This window comes from Bacteroides cellulosilyticus (genome assembly GCF_020091405.1).
Taxonomy (GTDB): Bacteria; Bacteroidota; Bacteroidia; order Bacteroidales; family Bacteroidaceae; genus Bacteroides.
Map to the genome: position 1 here is coordinate 5,612,363 of NZ_CP081903.1, position 26,233 is coordinate 5,638,595.

The 26,233-nt window shown below is 44.7% G+C and carries 31 protein-coding genes; 11 read left to right on the forward strand and 20 right to left on the reverse strand.

The genetic code is table 11. The features are described 5' to 3' along the window. Positions 1-5 precede the first annotated feature (5 nt). The 5 genes from trhA (at position 6) to K6V21_RS21505 (ending at position 5,303) form a co-directional block, all read left to right on the forward strand. Positions 6-665, forward strand: coding sequence for a PAQR family membrane homeostasis protein TrhA (gene trhA, locus K6V21_RS21485; protein ID WP_224319821.1), 660 nt, complete (start codon positions 6-8; stop codon positions 663-665). Between the two features lie 108 nt (positions 666-773). Further along, the gene (locus K6V21_RS21490; protein WP_224319822.1) at positions 774-1,598 is read left to right on the forward strand and encodes an ATP-binding cassette domain-containing protein; all 825 of its coding nucleotides are present in this window, start codon (positions 774-776) and stop codon (positions 1,596-1,598) included. 9 nt (positions 1,599-1,607) lie between these two features. Then, complete coding sequence (locus K6V21_RS21495; protein WP_224319823.1) at positions 1,608-2,369, forward strand: hypothetical protein; 762 nt, start codon at positions 1,608-1,610, stop codon at positions 2,367-2,369. A 3-nt stretch (positions 2,370-2,372) separates the two neighbouring features. After that, on the forward strand, positions 2,373-2,741 hold the full coding sequence (locus K6V21_RS21500) for a GntR family transcriptional regulator (protein WP_224319824.1): 369 nt from the start codon (positions 2,373-2,375) through the stop codon (positions 2,739-2,741). 231 nt (positions 2,742-2,972) lie between these two features. Continuing rightward, positions 2,973-5,303 carry a TonB-dependent receptor gene (locus tag K6V21_RS21505; RefSeq protein WP_224319825.1) on the forward strand — a complete coding sequence of 777 codons (2,331 nt, stop codon included), beginning with the start codon at positions 2,973-2,975 and terminating at the stop codon, positions 5,301-5,303. A 755-nt stretch (positions 5,304-6,058) separates the two neighbouring features. Here the strand turns inward: K6V21_RS21505 and K6V21_RS21510 are convergent. From K6V21_RS21510 to K6V21_RS21525, 4 genes are all read right to left on the reverse strand, one after another. Further along, on the reverse strand, positions 6,059-6,943 hold the full coding sequence (locus tag K6V21_RS21510; protein ID WP_254888453.1) for an IS3 family transposase: 885 nt from the start codon (positions 6,941-6,943) through the stop codon (positions 6,059-6,061). Positions 6,944-6,951: 8 nt separating this feature from the next. Continuing rightward, positions 6,952-7,335 carry a transposase gene (locus tag K6V21_RS21515; RefSeq protein WP_224319826.1) on the reverse strand — a complete coding sequence of 128 codons (384 nt, stop codon included), beginning with the start codon at positions 7,333-7,335 and terminating at the stop codon, positions 6,952-6,954. Positions 7,336-7,882: 547 nt separating this feature from the next. Next, positions 7,883-8,449 carry a nitroreductase family protein gene (locus K6V21_RS21520; protein ID WP_217713675.1) on the reverse strand — a complete coding sequence of 189 codons (567 nt, stop codon included), beginning with the start codon at positions 8,447-8,449 and terminating at the stop codon, positions 7,883-7,885. After that, a complete protein-coding gene (locus K6V21_RS21525) occupies positions 8,449-9,576 on the reverse strand; it encodes an HpaII family restriction endonuclease (RefSeq protein WP_224319827.1) in 1,128 nt (375 codons plus the stop codon). Before K6V21_RS21525 ends, K6V21_RS21520 begins: the two co-directional genes overlap by 1 nt. Before the next feature lie 126 nt (positions 9,577-9,702). On the opposite strand from K6V21_RS21525, the gene K6V21_RS21530 reads away from it, so the two are divergent. Beyond that, positions 9,703-9,912 carry a CDGSH iron-sulfur domain-containing protein gene (locus K6V21_RS21530; protein WP_217713673.1) on the forward strand — a complete coding sequence of 70 codons (210 nt, stop codon included), beginning with the start codon at positions 9,703-9,705 and terminating at the stop codon, positions 9,910-9,912. A gap of 36 nt (positions 9,913-9,948) precedes the next feature. Here the strand turns inward: K6V21_RS21530 and K6V21_RS21535 are convergent, their stop codons facing one another. Further along, on the reverse strand, positions 9,949-10,554 hold the full coding sequence (locus K6V21_RS21535; protein ID WP_217713672.1) for an IMPACT family protein: 606 nt from the start codon (positions 10,552-10,554) through the stop codon (positions 9,949-9,951). Between the two features lie 212 nt (positions 10,555-10,766). Between K6V21_RS21535 and K6V21_RS21540 the strand changes: the two genes are divergently transcribed. Further along, complete coding sequence (locus tag K6V21_RS21540; protein ID WP_224319828.1) at positions 10,767-11,384, forward strand: hypothetical protein; 618 nt, start codon at positions 10,767-10,769, stop codon at positions 11,382-11,384. A gap of 4 nt (positions 11,385-11,388) precedes the next feature. After that, positions 11,389-12,516, forward strand: coding sequence for a glycerate kinase (locus tag K6V21_RS21545; RefSeq protein WP_224319829.1), 1,128 nt, complete (start codon positions 11,389-11,391; stop codon positions 12,514-12,516). Positions 12,517-12,543: 27 nt separating this feature from the next. Here K6V21_RS21545 and K6V21_RS21550 read toward each other — a convergent pair whose 3' ends face one another. Together K6V21_RS21550 and K6V21_RS21555 are read right to left on the reverse strand one after the other, a co-directional pair. Then, positions 12,544-13,116, reverse strand: coding sequence for a flavodoxin family protein (locus tag K6V21_RS21550; protein ID WP_044267021.1), 573 nt, complete (start codon positions 13,114-13,116; stop codon positions 12,544-12,546). A 13-nt stretch (positions 13,117-13,129) separates the two neighbouring features. Next, positions 13,130-13,531 carry an FKBP-type peptidyl-prolyl cis-trans isomerase gene (locus tag K6V21_RS21555; protein ID WP_118465699.1) on the reverse strand — a complete coding sequence of 134 codons (402 nt, stop codon included), beginning with the start codon at positions 13,529-13,531 and terminating at the stop codon, positions 13,130-13,132. 118 nt (positions 13,532-13,649) lie between these two features. On the opposite strand from K6V21_RS21555, the gene K6V21_RS21560 reads away from it, so the two are divergent. After that, positions 13,650-14,441: an aspartate dehydrogenase domain-containing protein gene (locus K6V21_RS21560; protein WP_224319830.1), complete on the forward strand. Its 792-nt coding sequence runs from the start codon at positions 13,650-13,652 to the stop codon at positions 14,439-14,441. Positions 14,442-14,446: 5 nt separating this feature from the next. Here K6V21_RS21560 and K6V21_RS21565 read toward each other — a convergent pair whose 3' ends face one another. From K6V21_RS21565 to K6V21_RS21580, 4 genes are all read right to left on the reverse strand, one after another. Beyond that, the gene (locus tag K6V21_RS21565; RefSeq protein WP_149925653.1) at positions 14,447-15,331 is read right to left on the reverse strand and encodes a D-isomer specific 2-hydroxyacid dehydrogenase family protein; all 885 of its coding nucleotides are present in this window, start codon (positions 15,329-15,331) and stop codon (positions 14,447-14,449) included. A 27-nt stretch (positions 15,332-15,358) separates the two neighbouring features. Next, entirely contained in the window at positions 15,359-15,562 is a 204-nt protein-coding gene (locus K6V21_RS21570; protein WP_224319831.1) for a hypothetical protein, read from the reverse strand. 150 nt (positions 15,563-15,712) lie between these two features. Further along, entirely contained in the window at positions 15,713-15,886 is a 174-nt protein-coding gene (locus K6V21_RS21575) for a hypothetical protein (RefSeq protein WP_167332539.1), read from the reverse strand. 133 nt (positions 15,887-16,019) lie between these two features. Then, positions 16,020-16,418, reverse strand: coding sequence for a DUF6249 domain-containing protein (locus K6V21_RS21580; RefSeq protein WP_224319832.1), 399 nt, complete (start codon positions 16,416-16,418; stop codon positions 16,020-16,022). Positions 16,419-16,560: 142 nt separating this feature from the next. Between K6V21_RS21580 and K6V21_RS21585 the strand changes: the two genes are divergently transcribed. Next, on the forward strand, positions 16,561-17,109 hold the full coding sequence (locus tag K6V21_RS21585; RefSeq protein ID WP_224319833.1) for an RNA polymerase sigma factor: 549 nt from the start codon (positions 16,561-16,563) through the stop codon (positions 17,107-17,109). Next, on the forward strand, positions 17,106-17,480 hold the full coding sequence (locus K6V21_RS21590) for a hypothetical protein (RefSeq protein WP_224319834.1): 375 nt from the start codon (positions 17,106-17,108) through the stop codon (positions 17,478-17,480). The genes K6V21_RS21585 and K6V21_RS21590 overlap by 4 nt, the downstream gene beginning before the upstream one ends. 59 nt (positions 17,481-17,539) lie before the next feature. Here the strand turns inward: K6V21_RS21590 and K6V21_RS21595 are convergent, their stop codons facing one another. The 9 genes from K6V21_RS21595 to K6V21_RS21635 form a co-directional block, all read right to left on the reverse strand. Then, the gene (locus K6V21_RS21595) at positions 17,540-18,787 is read right to left on the reverse strand and encodes a DUF1015 domain-containing protein (protein ID WP_224319835.1); all 1,248 of its coding nucleotides are present in this window, start codon (positions 18,785-18,787) and stop codon (positions 17,540-17,542) included. A 24-nt stretch (positions 18,788-18,811) separates the two neighbouring features. After that, a complete protein-coding gene (locus tag K6V21_RS21600; protein WP_224319836.1) occupies positions 18,812-19,006 on the reverse strand; it encodes a hypothetical protein in 195 nt (64 codons plus the stop codon). Between the two features lie 2 nt (positions 19,007-19,008). Further along, on the reverse strand, positions 19,009-19,932 hold the full coding sequence (locus K6V21_RS21605) for an NAD(P)-dependent oxidoreductase (protein WP_007213644.1): 924 nt from the start codon (positions 19,930-19,932) through the stop codon (positions 19,009-19,011). Positions 19,933-20,041: 109 nt separating this feature from the next. Next, positions 20,042-21,109 carry a 3-phosphoserine/phosphohydroxythreonine transaminase gene (serC, locus tag K6V21_RS21610; protein WP_224319837.1) on the reverse strand — a complete coding sequence of 356 codons (1,068 nt, stop codon included), beginning with the start codon at positions 21,107-21,109 and terminating at the stop codon, positions 20,042-20,044. 274 nt (positions 21,110-21,383) lie between these two features. Further along, positions 21,384-22,727, reverse strand: a complete 1,344-nt coding sequence (locus K6V21_RS21615; protein WP_224319838.1) for a DEAD/DEAH box helicase — start codon at positions 22,725-22,727, stop codon at positions 21,384-21,386. A gap of 155 nt (positions 22,728-22,882) precedes the next feature. Then, complete coding sequence (gene nqrF / locus K6V21_RS21620; protein ID WP_224319839.1) at positions 22,883-24,157, reverse strand: NADH:ubiquinone reductase (Na(+)-transporting) subunit F; 1,275 nt, start codon at positions 24,155-24,157, stop codon at positions 22,883-22,885. Between the two features lie 19 nt (positions 24,158-24,176). Further along, positions 24,177-24,803 (reverse strand): NADH:ubiquinone reductase (Na(+)-transporting) subunit E, encoded by a 627-nt coding sequence (nqrE, locus tag K6V21_RS21625; RefSeq protein WP_007213640.1) that lies wholly within the window; start codon positions 24,801-24,803, stop codon positions 24,177-24,179. Positions 24,804-24,904: 101 nt separating this feature from the next. Beyond that, entirely contained in the window at positions 24,905-25,540 is a 636-nt protein-coding gene (locus K6V21_RS21630) for an NADH:ubiquinone reductase (Na(+)-transporting) subunit D (RefSeq protein WP_195425395.1), read from the reverse strand. Between the two features lie 5 nt (positions 25,541-25,545). Beyond that, a complete protein-coding gene (locus K6V21_RS21635; protein ID WP_007217904.1) occupies positions 25,546-26,232 on the reverse strand; it encodes a Na(+)-translocating NADH-quinone reductase subunit C in 687 nt (228 codons plus the stop codon). Position 26,233: the final 1 nt, after the last annotated feature.

Consider the following 26,233-nt stretch of genomic DNA (forward strand, 5'->3'; position numbering starts at 1 on the left):
TATAAATGAGCATCACCCGGAAAAAGAAACAAAACGGACTTTTCTATACGAAAGCCGAAGAGAGAATAAATACCCTCTCGCACGCCGCAGGCATCCTGATGGGGATTATTGTCGGTACAATATTTCTCGTAAAAAGTTATCAGAGTGGAAACTTCTGGGCTGTATTCGGCATCTGGCTCTATCTTTTCGGCATGCTCGGCTCTTACGTTGCCTCTACCCTCTACCATGCGCTGAAATACCATAATCCCTGGAAAAAGCGATTGCGGAATTGGGACCATGCGGCCATTTACTGGCATATTGCGGGCAGTTATTCACCCGTCACGCTCATTGCACTACGCGAGAATGGTGCCTGGGGATGGGGATTATTCGGTTTTGTCTGGTTATGTGCCATCATCGGCACCATCGTGAGTTTCCGCAAAATGGAGGAACATAGCAATGTAGAGACAATCTGCTTCATCGTTATGGGGCTGTCCGTACTGGTTGCCTTCAAACCTCTATATGCCGTTGCCGCAGGAACGTGCTACTGGATGATTGGTGAAGGCATCTGTTACATCACCGGAGCAGTGTTTTACTCTTTCCGGCAGCGCTATATGCATTCTGTATTTCATTTCTTCGTATTGGGAGGTTCGGTGTGCCACATGATGGCGGTGTGGCTGATTTTATAGTCACTACCCACTGCTAAAATATATTAATAATCCTCCCTCTTCCTTGTTTTTCTCCTCAGCTTCCCTTACGTTTGCAGTGTTGTACATCAGTGCAACACTTAAGAAACTATGATAAAGATAGAAAACATCAGCTACGGCTACAAGTCTAACCGTCCTATTTTCAATGACATATCTTTGGAGATAGGCAACGGAATATACGGACTTCTGGGAGAGAACGGTGTAGGTAAAACCACACTGATACATCTCCTTTGCGGACTACTTTTTCCTTGGAAAGGAGAATGCAGCATTGATGGGATGAATCCGGCAAAAAGAGAACCCGCCTTATTGAGCCGTTACTTCTTTCTGCCCGAAGAAATGCAGATGCCTTCCGAAAGCATTTCCGCTTTTGCCACACGGCATTCCGCTTTCTATCCTCACTTCAACTACAAAGAGTTTGAACAGAATCTTGAAGAACTGAAGATTGACAGGAAGCAGAAACTATCCGCAGTCTCCTACGGTCAGCAAAAAAAGGCGATGCTGGCATATGCCTTTGCACTACATACCCCGCTCCTGATACTCGACGAGCCTACAAACGGACTGGACATCACATCCCGACAAGCTCTGAAACGTATCATCAGCCGCAGCATAGATGATGACAGTACGCTCCTCATCTCCACCCATCAGGCACACGACTTCGAGAACCTGCTGGATCACCTCATCATCCTCGGCGAAAGCGAAGTCTTACTGAACCGTTCATTGGACGAAATCAGCCAGCGCCTCCTCTTTGCCCGGACAGACAGTCTGCCCGAAGACAGCATTTACAGCGAACAGGAATTACCCGGATATTTCTCCGTGTTGCCTAATGAAGAGGAAGAAGAAAATACACCGGATATAGAACTGCTGTACAAAGCAGTGCTGCAAGTGCCGGAAAAGATAAAATCAATGTTCAAATAAACAAAGAATATGAATGCAACCTTCAACCTGAAACGTTTCTTCCTGCTGGAACAGTACAAGAAACAGGAAACCGGCCGACACTTGCTTTGGAGTGCCGGCATTGTGCTGGGCATTTGTCTTCTCTGCATGATGTATGATATCAACAAAGGCTCAAGCTATTACATCGAACATACACAGGCTTTCTCCCTCAGCCGCTACGTGCTGTGGTTTCTCTGCATCGCCCCCTGCCTGTTGGAGATAAATATCACCAAACAGACCTCCACTCTATACCTGTTGATGCCCGCTTCCGTTTTTGAGAAGTTCCTGCACTTGTGGATGAAGTATCTACTCGTACTCCCGCTGTTCTGTTTCTTGCTGATAACAAGCATAAAAGGGTTACTAATACTCTCAGGCACTGACTACCTACAACACTTCGGCAGCCACATTGAATTTCACCTGATAGAAAAAGACCAGATACTGTCATGCAGCTTGATGCAAGGAACTTTTTTCCTCGGATGCATAGCCTTCAAACGCCAGAAGCTGATAAATTCTTTCATCGTTTTGTGTTCCTGCTTCATTCTCATTTTCGGGATTATACTCTCAATGACATTGTGGGAACCTGCCGACAGCCATGGATATTGGATAGCAAACATAGCCTATCCCATCTATAATTTCCCGATAAGCAGCACGTCAGAAGCCATTATTGCTTTCTGCAACTACGGCACCCCTGTCCTGTTCAGCATCGGAATATGGATATCGAGTTACTTCCTGCTCAAAGAAAAACAACTGTAAGCTATGGACTTCAAGACCAATAAACCGATATACCAACAGATTGTAGACTTCTGTTTCAGCAAGATACTCACCCGTGAGTGGACGGCGGGCGAACGAATAGTCTCGGTCAGGGAGCTTTCCACGCAGCTTGCCGTGAACTCGCGCACCGTGCTGAAAGCCTACGAATACCTGCAAGCGGAGGACATTATCTATCCCGAACGGGGCATGGGCTTCTTTCTTTCAAAGGATGCCATGAAGAAAGTGATGAAGATACAGAAGAAAGAATTCTTTGAAAACCAGCTTGCCGACCTGTTCAACATTATGGACCTGCTTGGCATCAGCATAGATGAAATAACAGAACGATATAATAAACTTAAAAACAGCAGTTCATGAAGAGATACGCAAAGACAGCATTATTGATTACCTTCGGACTCATCTTCGTACTCATCATAGTCAAAGTTTTTACTCTGATGTACGAACTGAATTCCGCTGTACAGTCTTAACTTTTACAGCCTCGACGCCGAAAGTATAAACATCTGAAATACAAGCTATAGAATCTTCCCTAACAGGGAGGAGTGCCTTTTACATCTCTAATCAAACAGTAATCTACTAACAGGAACGAATATGAAAACAAAACTATTTTTACTACTGGCTGTCCTCTCCGTACTCAGTACGCAGGCACAGACCCTCACAATCAAAGGACGTGTTACGGATACTTCGCAAGAAGCCATCATAGCCGCCAATGTATCGCTATGGACCACGGACTCCACTCTGGTGACCGGAGTGACTTCGGACACACAGGGTAAGTTTGCCCTCAATAAAATCAAGGCGGGCAACTACCGCCTCGCCATTACTTTTATCGGCTATCAAAGTGAAGTCATCCTGCTGAAACTGAACAACAACCTCGACTTGGGCGACGTGCAGTTGCAGGAAGACGCTGTCAGTCTGGGTGAAGTGACCGTATCCGCCAGCAATGTGCTTCAACGCGTGGACCGTCAGATTATCCTGCCCACCGAGAGCCAGCTGAAACGCTCGTTCGGCGCCTACGACCTACTGAACAATCTCGGCATCGCCCGCCTGCAAGTGGACAACTTGAGCAACAGCATGAGCGTCAGCGGCGGCGGAGCCGTGCAAACCCGCATCAACGGCATTAAGGTGACGGACAAGGAAATAGCCGCCGTCAGAGCCAAAGACGTGCTGCGCGTGGAGTTCATTGAAGACCCCGGCAAACAATACGGTGACGACGAACTGGGTGCCGTAGTCAATATTATCCTGCGTCGCCGCGAAACGGGTGGTGTGGTAAACTTCCAGCTTTCCGACTCACCCCATACCCTGTGGGGAGAGAATTTCCTGAGTGCGAAGTTCAACTACAAGAACTCCGAATGGGGCATCGACTACTTCAACAAGAATGGCAAATACCACAGCCGCCTCGAATCTCACGAAACTTTCTATTTGGGCGACCGTACCATCGACCGCATCAAGGAAGGTATCGAAGACGAATCTCCCGCACTCAGTTTCATCAACAACCTGAATCTGACTTACAATCTGACAAAAGCGGACAAGTATGTATTCAACGCCATCTTTCGCAATAACCTCAACAACACTCCCTATCAAAATGAACTGAACCGGATGTGGGCAGTGGGCAGCACAGAGTCCATCTATTCGTACGTCAACAACCATACGTCCAGTTATTCTCCGGCACTCGACCTTTACTTCCAGCACACCCTACCCCATCAGCAAAGCATACAGATGAATGTGACGGGAACGCTTATCCACACCAAGAACAACCGTAAATATAAGGAGTACAAGAACGAGAATACACCGTTGGCGGATATTCAGACACTGGTGGATGGCGACAAACGCTCCATCATCGGTGAGGCCATTTATGAAAAGAGTTTCAAGGATGTAAAACTAAGCGGCGGTGCCCGCCACTATCAGATGAGGACGGAAAATGAGTACAAAGGTTCCAACCCCACTACTTCGAAAATGGACCAGTCGCAGACTTCCGCTTTCTTTGAGGTGCAGGGCAAGGTGAAGGATTTCAGTTATGCGGGTAGTGTGGGCATGACGCGCGCCTGGTTCAAGGAAAGCGACGAAGACCATGCTTACTATACCTTCACGCCTACCGTGCGATTGAGTTACAATTTGAAGAAAGCGGGCTTCCTGCGCTACCGGTTCAATATCAGTCCCGCCATACCGTCGCTTGGTTCGTTGACGGATGTGGAGCAGGCTATAGATACGATACAGATAGTTCGTGGTAATCCGTTGCTGAAAACATATCAGCAGTTCACGAACTCTTTGTCTTACAGCTATTCGAAGAAGCAGTTCAATGCCAATCTGAGCGTGCGCCACCAGTATTACGACAGTCCCATCATGGAAAGTATCTTCGTTGAGGACGGGAAACTGATATTGAAAGATGAAAACCAACGGTCGTTCCAAAGCCTGAATGCGGAACTGATGATTGGTACCAATGGCGCAACGCTGTTCGGGCTGAAAGATTTCCTGACGCTTTATGCTTCGGGAGGATATACCCGCAGTTGGTCGGAGGGGCTGGAATACAGTCACACGTACGATGAATTCTATTACAGTGTGATGGCGCAACTGCAATACAAAGGGTTCTCCTTGCTCGGGCAGTTCCGGAAGGTGCAGAATAACTTCTTTGGTGAAACCATTAAGAAGAATGAGAATCAGACCGCATTTATGGCAATGTATGCCAAGCAGAACTTTCAGGCAGGGATCGGTGTTCTGTTTCCTTTCACCAATAATTATAAGGTGGGAAAAGAACGCATCAGTGAGGTGGCTCCCTTCCGTTCGGAAACTTTTGTGAAGGAGACGGGGCAGATGTTCATACTCCGTGTAGGCTATACGTTTGAGTTCGGCCGCAAACACAAAGCCGGAAACAAGGGATTGAACAATAGCGATACGGACAGCGGTATCATTGATATGCAGAGATAAATGAAGTAAATTCTTATCGAAATATGGCTTTATTTCAACCCGCTTTGTGAAAAGAGGGAGCCCACAGGGCGAGGCGACGGAATTATACGAAATTGCTTCATGTATAATTCATTAATTACCTGACTGCCGCCTCCCCTGCGGGCATTTTTATGAACACCTTCTTGTGCTGTATAGTGGGGAAAGAAAACGGCAAGAGTGATTCGCTACGTCAACGATGGGTAAACATACGAAGAAAAGTCCTTTCGTTATTGTTATGACTTTTCCTCATATTGTCTTTTATCCAGTACTTATTCGTCCATCGGCTCCCGATTTACCCCGCAGCTTCGCATGGCTTTTCAGCACCTTACAGATACTTTCATAATCAATTAGAAAACAGGCAATTGTAGTTTTCTACACATAGGAAACGAGCGTTCCCATAAGGAGAAACTGCCGTTTCCATTAAGAGAAACGTCCGTCCCCATTAGAGGAAACTGGAATTCCCACGAGCAGATGATGTGTACTGGTTTTAGTTGACAACTTCGTTTGTTATAACTGGATTAGTTTACTCAATATACTTTAATATCTAAACAGGTTTACTTTTGTTTTTCTTATTCCTATTTTAGTTGTCTTTTGTTGGTGCTTGCAAATTTATGCATCTTCCTTTATTTACGCAAGCCTTTTTCAGGAAAATGTAATGTTGCCAACAAACAAAAACTCTTCGGTCGGGGATCGCCCTAGCGGCAAGGGGCGGGACCACCCGTCCCGACGAGCGGGTATTATGCTGTAAATTCTACCGTTTCTCTGAGCACTTCCATAGGTGTCCTCATGTTTATCCCTTGATGAGGCCGCACATGATTATATACATATACAGCATCTTCAATGCGCTTGCTTACTTGCTCGAAGCTCTCATCATCACAGTCGAATAGCCAACCGTTTTTAATGGTGTTGTTCATTCTTTCAGCCAATGCATTATGCAAAGGATCACCACACTGCGTCATACTGATGTTGATTTGATGCTCTTTAAGCCTCTCTACATATTTATTTGAGCAATACTGGACACCCCGGTCGGAATGATGAATAAGAGTGCTCATGTCTATGTGATACTTCTCATAGAATGATATTGCCATCTCCAAAGCTTTCAAGGGTCCCTCCGTCTCAAGAGTTTTGTAAAGCGCATATCCCACGATGGCACGACTTGCCGCATCGGTAAGCAACGAGAGGTAAGCCCAGCCCTGACCGGTGTTTACGTAGGTTATATCCGCCACTACCATAGCGCCCAATCGCGTAGCGACAAATTTGGGTGTAACATTCAACAGATCGGGGTAGATATAGTAATTATGGTTCGAATTCGTTGTTTTAGGACGCTTGCGACTTGTACGTTGACACAAACCATTGGAGCGAAAAATGTCATAACAACGATCACGACCGATAACCATCTTTGGTCCAAACTTACTCACGCAGCAGGCGTATAACTCGCGCATACCAGCTTTGGGCATGAGTTCCAACAGTTCCTTGCAGTACAACACGATGCTTGTGGTAAGGATATCAACCTCCAAATGCCGGTTCACATGCTTGTAATAACCTTGTCGGGTTATGCCGAAGTAATCACAGAGGAACTTTATACAACCATGTTTGCGTCGGGTTGAGTGCCTCTGTGACAAGGTGTCGATTACTTGGCATCGGAGTTTTTTCGTACCTTGATATGATACGTGGATTCAGCAAGATTGATGAGTTCTTCGCACGCCTCATGACGTAAACTCTCATCAGCAAGAGCCCGATGAAGTTTACGGTTCTCAGCACGCAATAGCGATAGTTCTTTCTGGAGCTCAGAAATACTAGAATCAATAGCATCGCTATTTACCGGTTTAGGTGATATACCCATAACTTTGTCTTCCATTTGATACTTGTTAAGCCAATAAGTAAGAAGCTTGGCACAAAAGCCGTTACGCTTACAAAACTGAGATTTGCTCTCGGGACTTGATAAATATTCACGAATATAAGACATTCGTTCATCATCACTGTAATAGTTGTACTTCTTTTTCGAATATTTCATCTTTATTTTCGATTTTTGAAGTGTCAACTTATTCAGTACACTACAAGAAACGGTCGTTCCCATCGGTGGAAACGGACATTGACAGGGGAGATACGGGATTGAAAAGGGCTACACCATTCAGCAAAAAGGGTGTAACCATATGCCCAAAAGGGTGTAGTCATGTGCTTAAAAGGGTGTAGCCCCATCGGATATAAGGCAATTCTTACCCAAAACATGGGGAAATCTTCCTCTGAAAGAGGTTTTATCCGCTACATTTCGAAGCATCCCAATCATCCTCTTAAAGCCCATTTGATTGGAATTTCACCATATACAGACATAGGGAAGCATTTACAGGAATATCACCATACAATATTCCTTTCATTCTCCCCATATGCTTTCTTTTTGCATTTTCATAATACGGATTCCCTGCATTCTTTTCCATCAAGCTCCGCAAGATGGCAAAACATTCAATCCGGCCATCTTTATCCCATACCTCTATGCAGAACAACAGATGACAAATATATTCAGCAAACGAGAGTAAATATAGAGAACAAGGGAACGTTCAGTATCACTTAATAACCGTCACAGTACCTTCCGCCAACTTCTTTTCCTTCATCGGGGCGGCAGCGGCATAGCCTAAAGCGGCACAACCATATACGCGGTGATTTTCGGGGATGCCCAGCTTCGTAAGGAAAGCACGCACATCAGGATCATCACAAGTTTGTCCTAACTGGTTTATCCAGCAGGAACCGATGCCGAGGGACTTGGCTGCAAGGAAGATATTCTGCATGGCACAGGCACAATCCATGCTTGCCCACCACTGTGTCGGTTCGTTGGAAACAATGACGAGTGTAGGAGCATGATAATAACAACAATACGTCCGGCTATGTCCGCGTTCCTGCAAACGGGGTTCGTCGCTCTTGGCAAAAGCGCCTTTAATCTTTTCGTTCAGTTCTTCCAGCACAGCGCCATTCTGAATAGCGGTGAAATGCCACGTCTGGAGTCCCATACCACTGGGGGCATAGGTTGCCGCTTCCAGAATGGTGCTTAAATCTTCCTGCGAAATCTGTTGTTCCGTATAAGCGCGCACACTGCGACGCGACTTGATGGTCTTTAAAATCTCATTCATACTCATTATTTTTTTGTCAACCCAATCTTTACATTCAGTCTGAAATAATACACACCATTCTCTTTTTCAAGGAAACCGTACTTATCCTTATCTACCGAGCCTTTCTCGAAACGAGTGTTCAGGTAAAGAAAATCGGCAAACGTGCGGCGCTCCGACTGATGATAGCAAAGCACCTCCCCTTCCGCATTTACCAGCAGAATGCCTTCTACGGCTGAGTCCGTACCGTTATAAATCTTTGCCGGACGCATGCCCAAAGCAAGTGCCAACAAGAACTGTTTCATCTTAAACTCATAGAAACCATGTTTGTTTATCAGTTCATCTTTTATCTTCAGGGGATTTATCTCTTTAATGCGCTCCGTCAGTTCGCTAACACGGGAAATTCCGTCGAGGTGCATCATGCGCACCATCTCCGCCAACATACGGGGGAAGTGCAAATCAATCATCAGCAGGTTGCAACGGAACACACGGTCCGCCACATCCGAATATTTCAGTACTCCGCCCAGACGCTCAATCATCAGCATACGCTCAGTCACTTCCGTCGGAGACTCCGGCAAGGCATTTATCTTATTCACCGTAGGCGTAGCAAACTTAATGCCCGACTGTTCCAGTTTCAGGTTTGCCGTGCGTCCGCCATCCAGCAACGGGTTCATCGAACTGAGGCGGCAACGGACATTAAATCCCGTCAACGGTGCTTCAACGTGCCAGAAGGCAACAGAGAAATCCGTCCGGTCTTCCGTCTTCGCCTCCAAATCGTAGATATTGATGGCATCCAGAAAACCTTCCAGACCTTCGGGAACTTCAATCATATCAGAACCGACAGTCGTTTTCAGCAATTCAAGTATCAGCTCTGCCGCCTCGCCAAAGTCTTCGCGGGGAATGTTCTGTTCTTCTTTATCAGCCACAGAAAAAGTACTATCATTCTCCACCGTACCACTGACAATGCGAACATTTTCCTGTTCTATATAGTAACGACGCGTACCGTCATGTTCTTCTCTTTGTATCAGTGCCACGGGCCAACTCTCCGTTTCAACCTTCCGGGCTTGCGGTGTACCCAATGAAACTTTTCCATCTGCCAACAGGCGAAAAAATGTGTAGAGTTCGCCCAACTCACGCTTTGTTGCTTCGAATGCCATATATCTATATATTATTTATAAGTGCGCACAAAGATAAGGAAATCCATACAAAAAAAGTGAATGGATAAACTATTTCCATATGCAAACGTTTTATTTGAAACGTATAACATTAAAAAAAACGATGATATGGAAAAAGAAGAAAATACAGTAGCCATCACGGCTACACCCAACGGACCATTTATTGTAGAAGGCAATTTCAAATTGATAGACCGGGAGGGAAAAGCAGAGGTACGAAAAGGAAGAATCGCCTTGTGTCGCTGCGGACGCTCTTATAAACAACCCTTCTGCGATGGTACACACCGGAAAATCCACTATAATGATTTATCTCTGAAATAGACGTACCGGAGGAATTTTCTCCGGGGAGCTGAGACATTACGCATCCTCTTCAAAGCGCAATGTCTCAACTTTTTCCAGACGCGCCCTCAACTTCGGCATCATCGACTTACGGATGCGAAGCGCCATGCGGCAATCCATATCGTACGACTGTTCCAGTATTTCCGGCTCCTCCTCCTTGACAATGCGCATCACGTCATTCATAAAAGGGTATTCAAACAGGAAGGCCACCGTTTCATCCACTGTTTTTTCTATAATCTCGGCAGCAGCTATCGCTTCGGCAGCAGCAGCTTTATAAGCGACAATCAGTCCGCTCGTCCCCAACTTGATGCCACCGAAGTAGCGGACAACGATTATCAGTATATCGGTCAGTTCATTGGAGTTAATCTGTCCCAGGATAGGTTTTCCTGCCGTACCGGAAGGTTCTCCGTTATCATTGGCGCGGAAATCTTTACGTTCGGGCCCCAGCATATAGGCGTAGCAGACGTGGCGGGCATCATAATATTTCTTCTGATAAACTTCCAGATGCGATTTTACCTCATCGACAGTACGCACGGGCAAAGCGATAGCAATGAACTTGCTGCGCTTCTCAGTGTAAATCCCTTCGGAAGGGGCGCTTATGGTTTTGTAGGTATCTTCACTCATGCTGCAAAGATAAGTATTCTTCTTGTTATGAGAAAATAGTTTCTAATCCTCTCTCTTTTTCAGACGAAACAGGCAGACTTTAGAAGTTTTTTCGTAAGTTTGTCAAAAGTACGACGCATTCCATTGAAAAAAGTCTGATTATGAGTATGTATCAGGGCCTCATACTGATAATCTTAGCATGCAAGGCCCTCCCATAAGTAACATTTATCACTATGAACAACAAGCTGTTTACCTTTCTCGACCCTCTGCTGGGTTACATCGACAATGGTCGTTTCTTCCGCGAACCCTTCCGCTGGCTCTATGTCATCTTTGCCGTATTGAACTTGCTGTTTCCTATTTTTATACTGGCAAAGGTCATCGAGATGGACTTCTTTAAATATGCCGAAGGGAAATTAATCCTTGCTTTCATTCTGCTGTTCATTATCCTTTGCGCAGGAGCATGGGGAAGCTATCTGCTCTGGATGAACCGGAAAAACAAACTGAAAGAAGCTATCCAGGAAGAAAATGAATTCATTGCCATTCCCGTTGTATCGCACCTGACACAGACGATGGGTGAATGGCTGGGACTTTATATCGGTGTCATCGGTACACTGTGTTCGATGGTTATTGCAATCTTTGCTGCCAATGAAATCAAATACATACTGCCGATACCTTCCGGTATGTTCTTCCTGATGCCTATATACGGCTTCCTGATTGTGGTGTTCGCACGTCTGCTTGCCGAGTTGTATCGCGCATTGGCCGTCATTGCCAACAACACCAAGAAACTGACAAAGATAGAAGCAAAAACCGAAGCCAAACTGGAAGATATAGAAGATATAGAGGAAATCTAAATATATGAAGAAAGTAGTCATAGCTATTGACTCCTTTAAAGGATGTTTGCCCTCGGCAGAAGCTGGAAAAGCAGCTGCCGAGGGTATTCGTTCCGTATACCCGGAATGTGAAGTTATCTGCCTGCCCATAGCCGATGGGGGCGAAGGAATGCTGGATGTGCTGATTACGGCAACCAACGGTCAGGAAGTTCCGATCTCCGCCCACGATCCATTGATGAGATGGCGCAATACTTATTACGGCATTTCCGAAAATGGGGAAACAGCTTTCATAGAAATGGCAAGCATCAGCGGATTGCCTTTAGTTCCGCCGGAAAAAAGAAACCCGATGCTGACTACCACTTACGGCACGGGAGAAATCATTAGTGATGCTCTGGAACGTGGTTGCCGCAACTTTATCATTGGCATTGGTGGCAGTGCAACCAATGATGCAGGGTTAGGAATGCTTCAGGCATTAGGCTTTCATTTTTCAGACAAGGAGGGTAAAGAAGTAGGGACAGGCCGTGGAGAAATATTAATAAAAGTAGCGCATATAGACAGCACTTTTGTCCATCCGGCTTTAAACAGTTGCCGATTTACTGTTGCCTGCGATGTACAAAATCCATTCTATGGTCCCGAAGGAGCGGCTTATGTCTTTGCACCTCAGAAAGGAGCAGGCCGGGAAATGGTGGAGGCATTGGATGCAGGACTGCAAAACCTTGCAGAAGTCATCCGTCATACGACGGGAAAAGATATTTCCCATCATCCCGGAGCCGGTGCCGCCGGAGGTATGGGCGGTAGTCTGCTGGCTTTCCTGAATGCGGAACTGAAACCCGGCATACAACTGATGCTGGAAGCTCTTGACTTCAGTAATAAAATAAAAAACGCTGACTTGATCATTACCGGAGAAGGAAAAGCAGACCGGCAAACATTGATGGGAAAAGTTCCTTCCGGCATACTTGCTGAAGCCCGGAAACAAGATATTCCGGTAATCCTGTTAGCCGGCAATATAGAAGATTCGGATGAATTACAACAGGCCGGGTTTGAAGGGGTCTTCTCTGTTAACCCTCCATTCATATCGTTAGAAGAAGCCATGAAACCGGAAGTTGCACGCAAAAACATACAGCAAACAGTCGAGTGTATTTGCAAGAAGTAAATGATTAGAAGAAAGTGTGTCTCCGTATCAGAGTTTATGTATCACTCCGCGACAACGTTTCATTTCTCTTTCCGTCAGTCCGGGATGTTGTTTCGTTCCGCCTTTCTCGATGGCTGAAACAACTTTAAAGCCGCTCCATTTCAGGATTTCTTTCAGCGCTTTTACTACTCCCCTTGTCTGATTAAAGAATATATTGAAAGGATATGGAGTAGTGCAAGTGCTTACGATAACTGCCTTTTTACCTTTATGCAGGCCGATAGGAATACCTCGTGAGGTCTCTCCCATCATTCCGTAAACGATGCGGTCGAACATCACTTTCAGTTGTCCCGGCAGGTTTCCCCAATAGCAGGGAGCGCCGATTATCAGTGCTTGTGCTTCTTCTATCTGCTTCAGCACACGTTGTGCATCATCCTCAGGCAAACAACATTTCAGTTTCTCACGGCAACTCATGCAGCCGATGCAGGAACGGATTTGCAGGTCAGCCACTCTAATCACAGTAACTTCGTCACCATTCGCCCGGGCTTCCGTTTCCATCAATTGCAGCATTTTCGAGATATGTCCTTGCTTGCGGGGACTTCCGTTGATAATCAGTATTTTCATAACTAGTCCGTATTTACGCAATTCCCAATAGCTGGACATCAAACACCAAAGTAGAGAAAGCAGGAATAGGGCCACTGCTACGTGTACCATACCCCATTGCATAAGGAATATAAACAATCCAATGATCTCCTACATGCATTCGTTGCAGGGCTATCTGCCAGCCTTCAATGACTTCATTCAGACGAAAAGCCTCAGGGTAATTCCGTTTCCAGGAGTTATCGAACTCGCGGCCATTTATCAAAGTGCCTTTATAATGCACAGTTACGATGCTATTCAAACGGGGAGTATTGCCGCCATTCCCTTCTTCCAATACCCGATATAGAATTCCGCAAGGCAGTTCCCGGATATCATTCTCTGCACGCAAAGCCTCCAGGTACTGCTCATTCTGCAATTTATATTCTTCTTTTCGTCCCATAAGTTATAAATGATTCTTCTTTCCCACAAAAGTACAACATTTATGCTATCCACCCAAATACGGAATAAGCTCATCGTGTGTTTTTGGAGATTATATGAATAAGCGGTATCTTTGCTCCATGAAAAAATTAGTTATTGTCGGATGTGGACGACTGGCCGGAATAGTTTCGGATGCAGTTGTTAATGGCTTGTTGCCGGAATATGATTTAGTTGGAGTTTACTCACGTACAGCAGAAAAAGCTGAACGTATAGTTAGTAAAATGCAGCAACACGGGAAATCCTGCGTAGCATGTACAACCCCGGAAGATTTACTGGCACTGAAACCGGATTATCTGGTAGAAGCAGCCTCTCCTGCTGCCATGAAAGAGTTTGCATTACCCGCCCTAAAGAACGGTACTTCCATCGTCACCTTGTCTATCGGTGCTCTGGCAGACACTGCTTTCTATCAGGAAGTGATGGAGACTGCCAAAGCGAACGGTACGCGTGTATACATCGTTTCCGGTGCTACGGGCGGTTTCGATGTTCTGCGGACAGCTTCTTTAATGGGAAATGCAAAAGCTAAATTCTTTAATGAAAAAGGTCCTGATGCCTTGAAGGGAACAGCTGTATATGATGAGGCATTGCAAACGGAGCAACGTGTTGTCTTCTCAGGAAATGCTACTGAAGCCATAGCCATGTTCCCAACAAAAGTCAATGTAGCCGTTGCTGCTTCACTGGCCTCCGTCGGCCCGGAGAATATGGAAATGTCCATGCAATCCACTCCCGGATTCGTGGGAGACACTCAAAGAGTAGAAATAAAGAACGATCAGGTGCATGCCGTAATTGATGTGTACAGCGCCACTGCTGAAATTGCAGGGTGGTCTGTTGTGAACACCCTGCTTAACATAACATCACCGATTGTATTCTTCTGATTACATTATCGGTTATATGCTTCTATATTGGCCAGTACTTTCTCGCTCAGGCGGTCAAACGCCTGACGGGTACGGCCTGTAGATACCTGCATACAGCGGACATGTGGATGGCTTAAAAGATGTGCTCCACCCAAAGCTCCCAGTGTATCACAAAAACAAAGGTTATCACCTTTCAGCCACTTAACGAACGCGGGGTCGTCCCACGCCGGAGACAGCCCGGTATTGAACAATATCTTTTTATTTCCAAGTTGTTCGAACTCAGCCTCATGCAACAGGACTGTATTCTTATTGAGACAACAGAAAACGACTTCACTCTGAGAAAGAAGTTCTCCCAAGGGTAAGAAACGATATCCTTTGGCAGCCGCATCCTCTTTTTCGCTACGGGCAAAATAAGCGATATCCGCCCCAAAGAATTTCAATGCATCGGCAATCATGCCACCGGATTTACCCAATCCTATGACACCTACTTTCAGCCCTGTGATCTCCCGGGGCATTTCTTCCCAGGATTCCTGACCAAATCCATGCAGGCAACGCACCAGTTCGCTGACTACATATTCCACCACACCTTCATCCCCATAATCCCGGATACCGGTTACAGTAATCCCCCGCTCGTTCGCATAACGAATGTCTACATTGGCACTCTCCGGCGAATACAGCGAGCAGCACATACCGATATACCTTATATTCGGACACTTCTCAAGCACACTCCTGTTTATTTGTGAAGTATAGCTCAATAGCACAGCATCAGCATCTCCGATACGGGCTACTATTTCATCATCCCCTGCCGGAACATCAGGGAACATCACTACCTTTTCTGCATACGAATGCAGTGCTTTTTCTGCTGACGGAATCAGACTTACGGGTTCTATTGCTACAAGTTTACGAAACATAGTTTTTTTATTTTAGAGAGGACGAAGTTAGCAAAAAGAGTGATATAAAACAAAAGAGCTGCCATCGATCATACGTGGCAACTCTTTCTTACTATCTTTACGACAATACTTTTTCTTGTTCTTATGCGGACGATCTTTTGCAATCCAACGTCCACCATTGCGTTCCATCTCTATCAAGCGGTTCGCTTCCTTGAATGCCGATATGGCATCCCTGCGTTTTTTCGTCTTCATTGTTCTACAATTTTTATACATTACAATATAGCTGAAAGGCTAATGTTTTGCAAAGATAATGCAAATTGAGCGCAGAACTTTCATGCTTGCATGAAAAAGTTATGCCGAAATGCAGCTTATCTTATCCAAAGGTAGTTAATAAAGCCGAAACTATCCTCTGCTGCCCAAACTATTCTTATCCGGATTTATCTCCGAAACCATATTGCGCACTTCTTTCTTATCGACTTTGGAATATAAACCCAATTGTCGTCCAGGTAATGTTTCTTCAGCATCTTTTTGTATCTTGCTCTTCTCTTCAAGAGCCTTTTCATCTTTTTTATCCATATCGTTATCTGGTTTAGGTTATTACTAAAATAGTAACACACAGATAGTCCTTAAGGTTCTCCCTCAATACAAAAAAAGTTGCCAATGACTGACAACTCTTTTTTATCATAAGAAAATTCCTAAAATTCAGCGATTATTTTTTACTAAGCTTCAACTCTGCAATAAAGGCCGTGATAAGCCCGATACCTCCCAATGAAAGTACACAAGCTCCATAGACCAAGGATACTGTCTCACGATAAACACGCCAGTTGTCCACATCCTTATCCAAATATCCGGGAATTGCCGAAGTGCAAATTACAAATCCTATCAACAATCCTAAGCCCATGCCCACCAACAGACATCCTAATTTCAATGCTGAAAAAGAAAAGTTACCATATAGTTTCGGCATACAAGCCACATCCGGTTGATACTTATCTCCCATTTTTTCAATAAGCATCAACCGCTCTTTCTTACATACAAACAGTTCAAACAGTTTGTAAATCCCCAAAGTAATAATTGCCAAAATCGTAGGCACCATGATAAAATCCATCATATTCGTTTCGTTTTAAATTAGTATTTTTGTTCCTTTGTACACTTTAGACGCAGTGTATTGTGTAAGGTTACACATTTCATCGAAAAAAATATTTCTCAGAAATAATGTAACCTCCTACAAAGAGTTGCGTCTAAAAGGCAGAATGGAGTATAACGAAACACATATTATCCAACGCATACTGAGAGGGGAAACTGCTCTATACGAATACTTCCTGAATCAACACGGTCAACAGGTCTTTTCCCTGATTGCCCGCATCATCTGTAATCAGGAAGATGCCGAGGAGTTGACGCAAGACGTTTTTCTGAAAGCGTTCCAGCACCTCTCCTCTTTCAAAGCCGAAAGTTCGTTCTCAACATGGATTTATTCCATTGCTTATAATACGGCGATTTCGGCAACCCGTAAGAAGAAATTCGATACCTTTGCCATGGATGATACGTTGCTCGCCAACATTTCCGACCAACAAGTAGATGAAACGCTTAATGATGAAAGTGAGGAAATGATTATCAGATTAAACAGAGCCATAGAAAAACTTAACTCGGACGAACGTGCCTTGATTACCTTGTTCTACTACGAAGAAAAGTCATTGAATGAAACTGCCCTGATTCTGGGCCTGACGGAAAGCAATGCAAAAGTAAAATTGCATCGCGTACGCAAAAAGATATATGTACTCATAAAACAAGAGGAAGTATGAACGAAGAACAAAAAGACAAAGGGCTGAAAAAAGCCATAAAAGAGGAAAACGGATTTCGTCTACCTTCCAATTTCGCCTACCATACCATGAGGAAGGTGGAAGAAGCCATACGCTTACGCGAAAAGAAATCGGAACGAAGAACGCTGTTTGCTACGATAGCCGCTTCCATATTCTTAATAGGATGCTGCATTGCCGGATTAGTGATTTATTTCGGTAATACAATCAGAGAAGCCTTCATCCGCCCCGAAATACTGGAAACGGAAAAGATCCAAATTCCCTCATTCTATTTACTGATACTTATCGCAATGCCTCTGTTCCTTATCTTTGACCGCTGGATGAGGAAACGATATTTTAATAAGCATCACCCTTAAAGAAAAAGCGAGGATATCCTTTGCAGGAACATCCTCGCTTCACTTTTTTATTTCATATTTTAATCCAGCTTATGAATCACCAATCCCGAACGTAGTTTCGGTTCAAACCACGTTGTCTTAGGCGGCATGATATTGCCCGTATCTGCAATATCCATCAATTGCTTCATGCTGACAGGATAAAGTGCCAAAGCCACTTTCATTTCACCACTATCCACACGTTTCTTCAACTCACCCAGACCACGGATACCTCCAACAAAATCAATACGTTTATCCGAACGCAGATCTTTGATACCGAGAACTTCATCCAGAATAAGGTTGGAAGAAATAGTAACATCCAGTACACCAATCGGATCATTATCATTGTAAGTACCCGGTTTAGCGGTCAGACTGTACCACTTGCCATCCAGATAAAGAGAGAAATTATGCAAACCGGCAGGTTTATAGATTTCAGTGCCTTTTTCTTCTACCGTAAAATTCTTGCTGACAGCAGTCAGGAATTGTTCAGGTGTCAAGCCATTCAAGTCTTTTACAATGCGGTTATAATCAATAATTGTCAGTTGGTTGGCGGGGAAGCAAACTGCCATGAAGTAGTTGTATTCTTCGTCACCGGTATGATTCGGATTCTGCTTAGCTTTTTCGGCTCCTACCAAAGCGGCGGCGGCACTACGATGGTGTCCGTCGGCAATATAAAGAGCAGGCATCTTAGCAAATTCCTTCGTAATGGCATCAATGTCTTCCTGCTTATCAATAATCCAGAAAGTATGACCAAAGCCATCACCGGGAGCAATGAAATCATATACCGGCTTTTCGGCTGTATAATGAGCGATAATAGCATCCAGAGTAGCATTGTCAGGATATGCAAAGAATACCGGTTCGATATTGGCATTATTCACACGAACATGCTTCATACGGTCTTCTTCCTTATCGCGACGGGTCAGCTCATGTTTCTTGATGACGCCGTTCATATAATCAGGTACATAGGCACCTACTACTAAACCGTATTGCGTTTTCCCATTCATGGTCTGCGCATAGACGTAGTAGTTTTCTTTATCATCCTGTACCAGCCAGCCTTTGTCCTGAAACATCTGGAAGTTTTCGGCAGCTTTCTGATAAACACATTCATCGTGTTCGTCGGTACCTACGGGAAAGTCTATTTCGGGTTTTATGATATGATACAACGATTTTTCGTTTCCTTTTGCCTCTTCACGTGCTTCTGCTGAGTTCAGCACATCATACGGGCGGGAAGCTACCTGCTCCACCAGCTCCTGCGGTGGACGGATACCTTTAAACGGTTTAATTATTGCCATAAGTCAAGGTGTGTTTTTAATGGATTATTGAGATCTCTTTTTCATGAAATGCACTATCAAATAGATTGCGCTGCCTAATATCAACACAACAGATACGCCCTCGCAAAAGCCGAGGGCGAAATCTGAAAGTTCTTTTCTGAATATACTGCTTAGTGCAAAAACACCAGCACCTATCGTCAGATAGACAACTGCAAATTTATAGGCAGTTTTACTATTCATTCTTATTTCTTATTAACACGGAATTTCTCGCAACCGTCTTTCAGGAAACCAACAATCTGTTGTGCAGCAGCAATACCGGCATTGATGTTAGCTTCAGCAGTCTGTGCCCCCATCTTCTTCGGTGTAGAGAAATAACGGCCTACGAACTTGGCAGCAAATGTTTCGTGAGCTGCGGGCATGATATCAGTCATGTATTTCAGGTCACCGCGTTCTTCCATCAGCTGAATCAGTTCTGCTTCGTTGATAACTTCCTTACGTGCAGTATTTACCAATACACCACCCTTCGGCATTTTATTTACCAAAGCATAGTTGATAGAATTCTTCGTTTCAGCAGTAGCCGGAATGTGCAATGAAACTACGTCACAAGCAGAATAAAGCTCATCAGCAGAGTCAACAGCTTTCACGCCGTCCTTCTCAATCACTTCTTTCGGACAGAAAGCATCGAAAGCAAAGATTTCCATACCGAAACCCTTGGCTATGCGAGCCACGTTGCGACCTACATTACCATAAGCGTGAATACCCAGTTTCTTACCCTTCAATTCCGTACCGGAAGTACCGTTATACATATTGCGGACAGCCATCACCATCATACCGAAAGCTAGTTCGGCTACGGCATTAGAGTTCTGTCCCGGAGTGTTCATTACGCACACACCATGAGCAGTGGCAGCTTCCAGGTCTACATTATCGTAACCTGCACCTGCACGTACTACAATCTTCAGTTCTTTTGCAGCGTCCAATACTGCGGCATCTATAATGTCGCTACGGATAATGATGGCATTGGCATCCTTCACTGCGTCCAGCAACTGGGCTTTCTCTGTATATTTCTCCAACAAGGCAAGTTCATAACCTGCTGCTTCAATTTCTTTGCGAATACCGTCTACAGCTACTTTAGCGAACGGTTTGTCGGTTGCAATTAATACTTTCATGATTCTTATGATATTAAAAAAAGACTCACCACAGAGGACACAGAATACACAGAGTTTTTATTAATTATCCTCTGTGACCTCTGTGTACTCTGTGGTGAATAAAATATTATTAATGAAGTTTCTCAAATTCCTGCATGCAGTCAATCAAAGCCTGTACGCTTTCCTTCGGCATAGCATTGTAGCAAGATGCACGGAAACCACCCACTGAACGGTGTCCCTTGATACCTACCATACCTCTTTCTGTAGCAAACTTCATGAAGTTAGCTTCCAGTTCTTTGTATTCGGGAGCCATCACGAAGCAGATGTTCATGCGTGAACGGTCTTCTTGTGCGGCTGTACCTACGAACATCTTGTTGCGGTCGATTTCAGCATACAGCATATCTGCCTTTTCTATGGCACGGCGTTCCATTTCTTTCACACCACCCTGGGCCTTGATCCAACGCAAAGTCTGCAATGCAGCATAAATGGGAACAACCGGAGGAGTGTTGAACATAGAACCGCTGTCAATATGTGTCTGATAGTTCAGCATCGTAGGAATATAGCGGGATACCTTACCCAAAGCGTCATTCTTCACGATAACGAAGGTTACGCCTGAAGGAGCCAGATTCTTCTGTGCACCGCCATAGATACAGATATATTTAGACACGTCGATAGGACGGGAGAAAATATCGGAAGACATATCGGCAATCATCGGAACGTTTACATCCAGGTCTTCTTTAAGTTCAGTACCATAAATAGTGTTATTGGTCGTGATGTGGAAATAATCAGCATCAGCTGGCACTGTATAATCCTTAGGAATATAAGTATAAGTAGACTCTGCGGAAGAAGCGACTTCAACTACTTCACCGAAAGCTTTGGCTTCTTTCATGGCTTTCTTAGCCCATACACCTGTATTCAGGTAAGCAGCTTTCTTTTCGAGGAAGTTGAAGGGGACCATGCAGAATTCCAAACTGGCACCACCGCCCAAGAACAGTACCGAATACCCTTCGGGGATATTGAGTAATTCTTTGAATAGTGCTACGGCTTCGTCCACAACAGGTTGGAAGTCCTTAGCACGGTGGCTGATTTCCATCAGTGAGAGGCCTGAGCCGTTGAAATCAAGAATAGCTTTTGCCGTATCCTCAATCACCTCACGAGGAAGAATAGAAGGTCCTGCATTGAAATTATGCTTTTTCATTTGAAGTTTGTTTTGGTTATACAATTTCGTTCATTAATGTCTTTAGACCTTGCGAAATTACGGAAATATTTCTTTAAAACAAACCTTTCATAATGAAATTCTATTTTAACAGCGCATTTAGCTTACTTTTTTATGGTTTATACAGGATATATGCACCATTTTGTTATCCATACTTATCAAGAACGGACTTTTAGAAGAATCTAATAGTAATACGATTTTATTACTTTATATTCAGAAGTTTAAACGCAAGAAAAGTGAATATTTATAAGAAAACTTACTTAGCTTCCTCAATTATCGTCTTTATTCCTTTAATTTTCTCACCTTGTATCAACATGAGCAGCTGTTTCATCTTACTACGGCGCACAGCTACGAAAGCATAGTGTTCTTTCACATCCACTTGTCCCACATCTTCACGCGCCAATCCACCTTTCTTATATAAGAAGCCGACAATATCGATTTTGTTCAGCTTATCTTTCTTTCCTTTACCTATATATAAGGTAGCCCACCGGGACTTGGCCGGCTTCGGCAGTACTTCCGGAAACTCAAAAATCTCGATATCTTCGGGAATGTATTCAGGAATCCGTTCTTCATCGTGCAGGATGAGGTAGGAATTTCCGTCAGCTTCCCAACGAGCCGTACGTCCGTTGCGGTGCGTATAGGCTTCTTCATTGACAGGAAGATGATAGTGAACTACGTTTTCTATACCGGGGATATCCAGTCCGCGGGCAGCAAGATCAGTGGAGATCAATACGGCACAACTGCCGTTACGAAACTTATAGAGCGCCCGTTCACGGTCGGGTTGCTCCATACCGCCATGGAACATATCGCATGGGAATTTCTTTGCTTGCAGATATCCGGTAACTCGTTCCACACTTTCACGATAGTTGCAAAATACAAGGGTAGAATGATAACCAAGCACACAAAGCAGGTTATAAAGAGTTTCCAGCTTATCTTTTTCGGGAGAAACAACTTTATGAAGTTTCAGGCGCGGTGCAAGGGCATCAGGATCCAGGAAATTCAGTTTGATAAGTTGAGAACCGTCAGCAGAAAGTTGGTCCTTGCCTCCTACTCCGGCAAATTGGGGAATTTCTTCAGCATCCGTAGCCGAAAGCAGAATACGCTTCTTTAATGACGGTAACTGTCCGATCACTTCCGCCATTTCATCGTGAAAACCGAACTCAAGGCATTTATCGAACTCATCTATCACCAATGTAGTGACGGTAGCCGCATCGAAATTCTCTTTCCGCAGATGATCGTTCATTCGTCCCGGTGTACCGATAATGACGGAAGGATGAATCCCCTTCATCGTCCTGTGCTCTTCCATCGCAGGACGACCACCGTAACAACTCATAGCTTTAAACGGGGTCCCCATGGATTTGAATACCGTTTCAATCTGCAATGCCAGTTCTCGTGAGGGCACCAGAACAACGGCTTGTACGCCTTGCACATCCGTTTTCAAAGTCTGCACCAGCGGAAGCAGAAAAGCCAGCGTTTTACCCGATCCTGTGGGTGAAAGCAGCACCAAGTCTTTATTTTCACGGTAAGCTTCCCGGGTTGCCTCTTGCATCGGGGTAAGTTGCTCTATTTGCAGATTACGCAGTATATCTTGAATTTCCATAATAATCTTTTGTTATGACGAGCCAAAGATAATGCAAATTGGGCGTAGAACTTTCATGCATGTATGAAAAAGTTAATAAAAAAACTCCTGTTCAGCCGTAGCCTTGCAGGAGTTTTCAAAAATATCGAAGTCATTTACCAATTTTAGCGTATGCCTTATCCGCCGAAGTTGTCGAACATCAAGTTCTGAGCCGGAACGCCGAGATCGTCGAGCATCTTCTCGACAGCTTTCGACATCGGGCCAGGACCACACATGTAGTATTCGATATCTTCGGGAGCTTCGTGATCCTTCAGATAAGTTTCGTAAATCACCTGGTGAACGAAGCCCGGAGTATACTTCACGCCTGCTGCATCTGCTGCGGGATCCGGACGGTCCAGAGCCAGATGGAACGTAAAGTTCGGGAAATCCTTCTCGATTTGCAGGAAGTCTTCCAGATAGAACACTTCGTTCAGCGCGCGTGCACCGTAGAAGTAAGTCATCTTACGGTCTGTAGTATGCAATGTCTTCGTCAAGTGCATGATCTGGGCACGCAACGGAGCCATACCGGCACCACCGCCAATCCACATCATTTCCTTCTTAGAATCGAATATCGGGTGGAAGTCTCCGTAAGGACCACTCATTATCACCTTATCACCCGGTTTCAGTGTGAAGATATAAGAAGAAGCGATACCCGCAGGTACATCCATAAAGCCTTGTCCCTGATCTTTCGGCTTGAACGGAGGAGTTGCGATACGTACCGTCAACATGATACGGTCGCCTTCTGCCGGATAGTTAGCCATAGAATATGCACGGATGGTTTCTTCGTTGTTATCACACTTCAATGTAAACAAACCGAATTTCTCCCATGCCGGCAGATACTCGTCACCAATCAGGCTCTTGTCAATGTCCTTGTTATAGTCCATTGAGTATTTAGGTATCTTGATCTGTGCATAAGATCCCGGGATAAAGTCCATGTGTTCGCCCTTAGGCAACGCAACGATGAACTCTTTGATAAACGTAGCCACGTTCTTGTTGGAGATAACCTCGCACTCCCACTCTTTTACACCCAGTACAGACTCATCAATCTTGATGGCCATATCACTCTTCACTTTCACCTGGCAACCCAGACGCCAATGGTCTTGTACCTGTTTGCGGCTGAAATGAGGAACCTCGGACGGCAGGATTTCACCACCACCATCCAGCACCTGGCATTTACACTGTCCGCAAGAACCCTTGCCACCACAAGCGGAAGAAAGGAATATGCCGTTCACGGACAACGTATTCAGCAACGTGGAACCGGACTCTACGTCCAGCACATTGTCACCGTTGATAGTCAGTTTTACATTACCTGAAGGTACCAGGAAGTTCTTGGCAACCAGCAGGATAACGACAAGCAGCAGAATAACCACCAGGAATACTCCAATGCTCGCTAATATTAAATTCATATCCATTGTTCTATTCCTTTCTTTATTAGATGTTCAAACCAGAGAAACACATGAATGCCATTGCCATCAGACCTACTGTAATGAACGTGATACCCAAACCTTTCAGTGCGTCGGGCACGTCAGAGTAAGCCATTTTCTCACGAATAGCCGCCAGACCTACAATGGCCAGCAACCAGCCAATACCGGAACCGAGTGCATAAGAGATGGCATCCCATACGTCACCGATGTATTTCGGATCGCTCTCGCCCACATTGATACGTTGCTGCATGAACAGCGAAGCACCCATGATGGCACAGTTTACGGCAATCAGCGGCAAGAAGATACCCAGTGAAGCATAGAGAGAGGGACTGAAACGTTCCACAACCATCTCTACCAACTGCACGATACCGGCAATTACCGCGATGAAAAGAATAAAACTCAGGAAGCTGAGGTCAACGCCTTCAATGATAGCGTTGGCAGCCAGTACCTTGGTTTGCAACAAGTAGTTGACCGGAAGCGTAACCACCAATACGAAAGTTACGGCGATACCCAGTCCTACTGCAGTTTTCACGTTCTTAGATACAGCCAAGTAAGAGCACATACCCAGGAAGAACGCAAATATCATGTTGTCCACGAATATGGAGCGGACAAATAAACTTATTAAATGTTCCATAATTCTTTGAATTAAGAATTAAGAATTAAGAATTAAGAATTTCTATGCAGCGCCATAGTGCCGCCAATTCTTCATTCATCATTCTTCATTCTTCATTTATATTACTTTTCTTGCAATTCTTTGTGACGGGCACGTTGATACCAGATGATACAAGCACAGATGATCAAAGCCATCGGCGGCATCAGCATCAAGCCGTTGTTCACATAACCCAGGTTTGTCAGCCATTCATAGTTCAGAATATTGAAACCGAGCAATGTACCGGAACCTAACAGTTCGCGGAAGAAAGCTACGATAATCAAAATCTTGGCATATCCCAAACCGTTACCTATACCATCGAGGCAAGATTCCCACGGACCGTTCTGCATGGCAAACGCTTCCAGACGTCCCATCAGGATACAGTTTGTGATAATCAGACCTACATAAACAGAAAGCTGCACACTTACGTCATAAGCAAACGCTTTCAGAACTTCACTTACGATGGTTACCAAAGCGGCTACCACAACCAACTGAACGATGATGCGGATACGGTTGGGGATGGTTTTGCGCAACAACGAGATAACCACATTAGAGAAAGCCGTAATCACTGTTACCGAAAGCCCCATTACGATGGCAGGTTCCAGTTTGGCAGTTACAGCCAGTGCAGAACAGATACCCAGCACCTGTACGGTAACAGGGTTGTTCATGCCCAGCGGGGTTGAGAATACTTCTCTATTTTTCTTTGAAAATAACTGTCCCATATCCTTTATTCCTCATCATTATTGGTTAAAAAACTCTTGTAACTATTCAGACAAGCTTTCAGCATGGCATCTACACCTACAGAAGTAATCGTACCACCGGAGATACCGTCCACCTGGTAATCAGGTTTTTCCACCTTACCGTTCTTCACGACGCCCAGGGCAACTTCACCATTGTCCAGCGTCTTTTTGCCCAGGAATTCATCTTGAAAGTGTTGTCCGGCGATTTCGGCACCCAGACCCGGAGTTTCACTGGCATGAGAGAAGTAAACACCGTAAACGGTATCCTTGTCACTGTTCAGTGCAACATATCCCCAGATAGCACCCCAAAGACCGGCACCGTAAACAGGGAATACATATTTAGTTTCTCCATTTACTTCTGCAACGAATACGTGCAGGCGCTGGTGTTCTTTAGCTTCTTTTTCGTAGCCGGTAGCAAATGCTCCGGTGTTCTCGGTCAGAGTACCGTCTACGTTCATCAGCATATCTCCTTTTACATACTTATTATATTCAGCCTCGGCATCTTCCACATTCTTGATGTTCAATGCAGCGAGTATTTGCTTCTTCGTATCCAGTTCCACGTTTTTATCCTGAATGCTTCTCAGTGAGGAACTAACGAATGCCAGCAAGAATGCCACGATAACAACCATTACCGAAGCATAAATGATAGTATAACTATTACTATTGGTATTCATT

What these genes read in the sequence shown, in the direction of transcription:
- K6V21_RS21515 (WP_224319826.1), bottom strand. Translation starts at nt 7,335, where the DNA reads ATGAAATATTCGAAAAAGAAGTACAACTATTACAGTGATGATGAACGA.
- K6V21_RS21525 (WP_224319827.1), bottom strand. Translation starts at nt 9,576, where the DNA reads ATGGCATTCGAAGCAACAAAGCGTGAGTTGGGCGAACTCTACACATTT.
- K6V21_RS21520 (WP_217713675.1), bottom strand. Translation starts at nt 8,449, where the DNA reads ATGAGTATGAATGAGATTTTAAAGACCATCAAGTCGCGTCGCAGTGTG.
- K6V21_RS21585 (WP_224319833.1), top strand. Translation starts at nt 16,561, where the DNA reads ATGGAGTATAACGAAACACATATTATCCAACGCATACTGAGAGGGGAA.
- K6V21_RS21575 (WP_167332539.1), bottom strand. Translation starts at nt 15,886, where the DNA reads ATGGATAAAAAAGATGAAAAGGCTCTTGAAGAGAAGAGCAAGATACAA.
- K6V21_RS21505 (WP_224319825.1), top strand. Translation starts at nt 2,973, where the DNA reads ATGAAAACAAAACTATTTTTACTACTGGCTGTCCTCTCCGTACTCAGT.
- K6V21_RS21530 (WP_217713673.1), top strand. Translation starts at nt 9,703, where the DNA reads ATGGAAAAAGAAGAAAATACAGTAGCCATCACGGCTACACCCAACGGA.
- K6V21_RS21630 (WP_195425395.1), bottom strand. Translation starts at nt 25,540, where the DNA reads ATGGGACAGTTATTTTCAAAGAAAAATAGAGAAGTATTCTCAACCCCG.
- serC (WP_224319837.1), bottom strand. Translation starts at nt 21,109, where the DNA reads ATGAAAAAGCATAATTTCAATGCAGGACCTTCTATTCTTCCTCGTGAG.
- K6V21_RS21615 (WP_224319838.1), bottom strand. Translation starts at nt 22,727, where the DNA reads ATGGAAATTCAAGATATACTGCGTAATCTGCAAATAGAGCAACTTACC.
- K6V21_RS21605 (WP_007213644.1), bottom strand. Translation starts at nt 19,932, where the DNA reads ATGAAAGTATTAATTGCAACCGACAAACCGTTCGCTAAAGTAGCTGTA.
- K6V21_RS21635 (WP_007217904.1), bottom strand. Translation starts at nt 26,232, where the DNA reads ATGAATACCAATAGTAATAGTTATACTATCATTTATGCTTCGGTAATG.
- K6V21_RS21580 (WP_224319832.1), bottom strand. Translation starts at nt 16,418, where the DNA reads ATGATGGATTTTATCATGGTGCCTACGATTTTGGCAATTATTACTTTG.
- K6V21_RS21550 (WP_044267021.1), bottom strand. Translation starts at nt 13,116, where the DNA reads ATGAAAATACTGATTATCAACGGAAGTCCCCGCAAGCAAGGACATATC.
- K6V21_RS21535 (WP_217713672.1), bottom strand. Translation starts at nt 10,554, where the DNA reads ATGAGTGAAGATACCTACAAAACCATAAGCGCCCCTTCCGAAGGGATT.
- K6V21_RS21555 (WP_118465699.1), bottom strand. Translation starts at nt 13,531, where the DNA reads ATGGGACGAAAAGAAGAATATAAATTGCAGAATGAGCAGTACCTGGAG.
- K6V21_RS21495 (WP_224319823.1), top strand. Translation starts at nt 1,608, where the DNA reads ATGAATGCAACCTTCAACCTGAAACGTTTCTTCCTGCTGGAACAGTAC.
- nqrF (WP_224319839.1), bottom strand. Translation starts at nt 24,157, where the DNA reads ATGGATATGAATTTAATATTAGCGAGCATTGGAGTATTCCTGGTGGTT.
- K6V21_RS21595 (WP_224319835.1), bottom strand. Translation starts at nt 18,787, where the DNA reads ATGGCAATAATTAAACCGTTTAAAGGTATCCGTCCACCGCAGGAGCTG.
- K6V21_RS21590 (WP_224319834.1), top strand. Translation starts at nt 17,106, where the DNA reads ATGAACGAAGAACAAAAAGACAAAGGGCTGAAAAAAGCCATAAAAGAG.
- K6V21_RS21500 (WP_224319824.1), top strand. Translation starts at nt 2,373, where the DNA reads ATGGACTTCAAGACCAATAAACCGATATACCAACAGATTGTAGACTTC.
- K6V21_RS21600 (WP_224319836.1), bottom strand. Translation starts at nt 19,006, where the DNA reads ATGAATAGTAAAACTGCCTATAAATTTGCAGTTGTCTATCTGACGATA.
- K6V21_RS21565 (WP_149925653.1), bottom strand. Translation starts at nt 15,331, where the DNA reads ATGTTTCGTAAACTTGTAGCAATAGAACCCGTAAGTCTGATTCCGTCA.
- K6V21_RS21545 (WP_224319829.1), top strand. Translation starts at nt 11,389, where the DNA reads ATGAAGAAAGTAGTCATAGCTATTGACTCCTTTAAAGGATGTTTGCCC.
- K6V21_RS21570 (WP_224319831.1), bottom strand. Translation starts at nt 15,562, where the DNA reads ATGAAGACGAAAAAACGCAGGGATGCCATATCGGCATTCAAGGAAGCG.
- nqrE (WP_007213640.1), bottom strand. Translation starts at nt 24,803, where the DNA reads ATGGAACATTTAATAAGTTTATTTGTCCGCTCCATATTCGTGGACAAC.
- K6V21_RS21560 (WP_224319830.1), top strand. Translation starts at nt 13,650, where the DNA reads ATGAAAAAATTAGTTATTGTCGGATGTGGACGACTGGCCGGAATAGTT.
- K6V21_RS21540 (WP_224319828.1), top strand. Translation starts at nt 10,767, where the DNA reads ATGAACAACAAGCTGTTTACCTTTCTCGACCCTCTGCTGGGTTACATC.
- K6V21_RS21490 (WP_224319822.1), top strand. Translation starts at nt 774, where the DNA reads ATGATAAAGATAGAAAACATCAGCTACGGCTACAAGTCTAACCGTCCT.
- trhA (WP_224319821.1), top strand. Translation starts at nt 6, where the DNA reads ATGAGCATCACCCGGAAAAAGAAACAAAACGGACTTTTCTATACGAAA.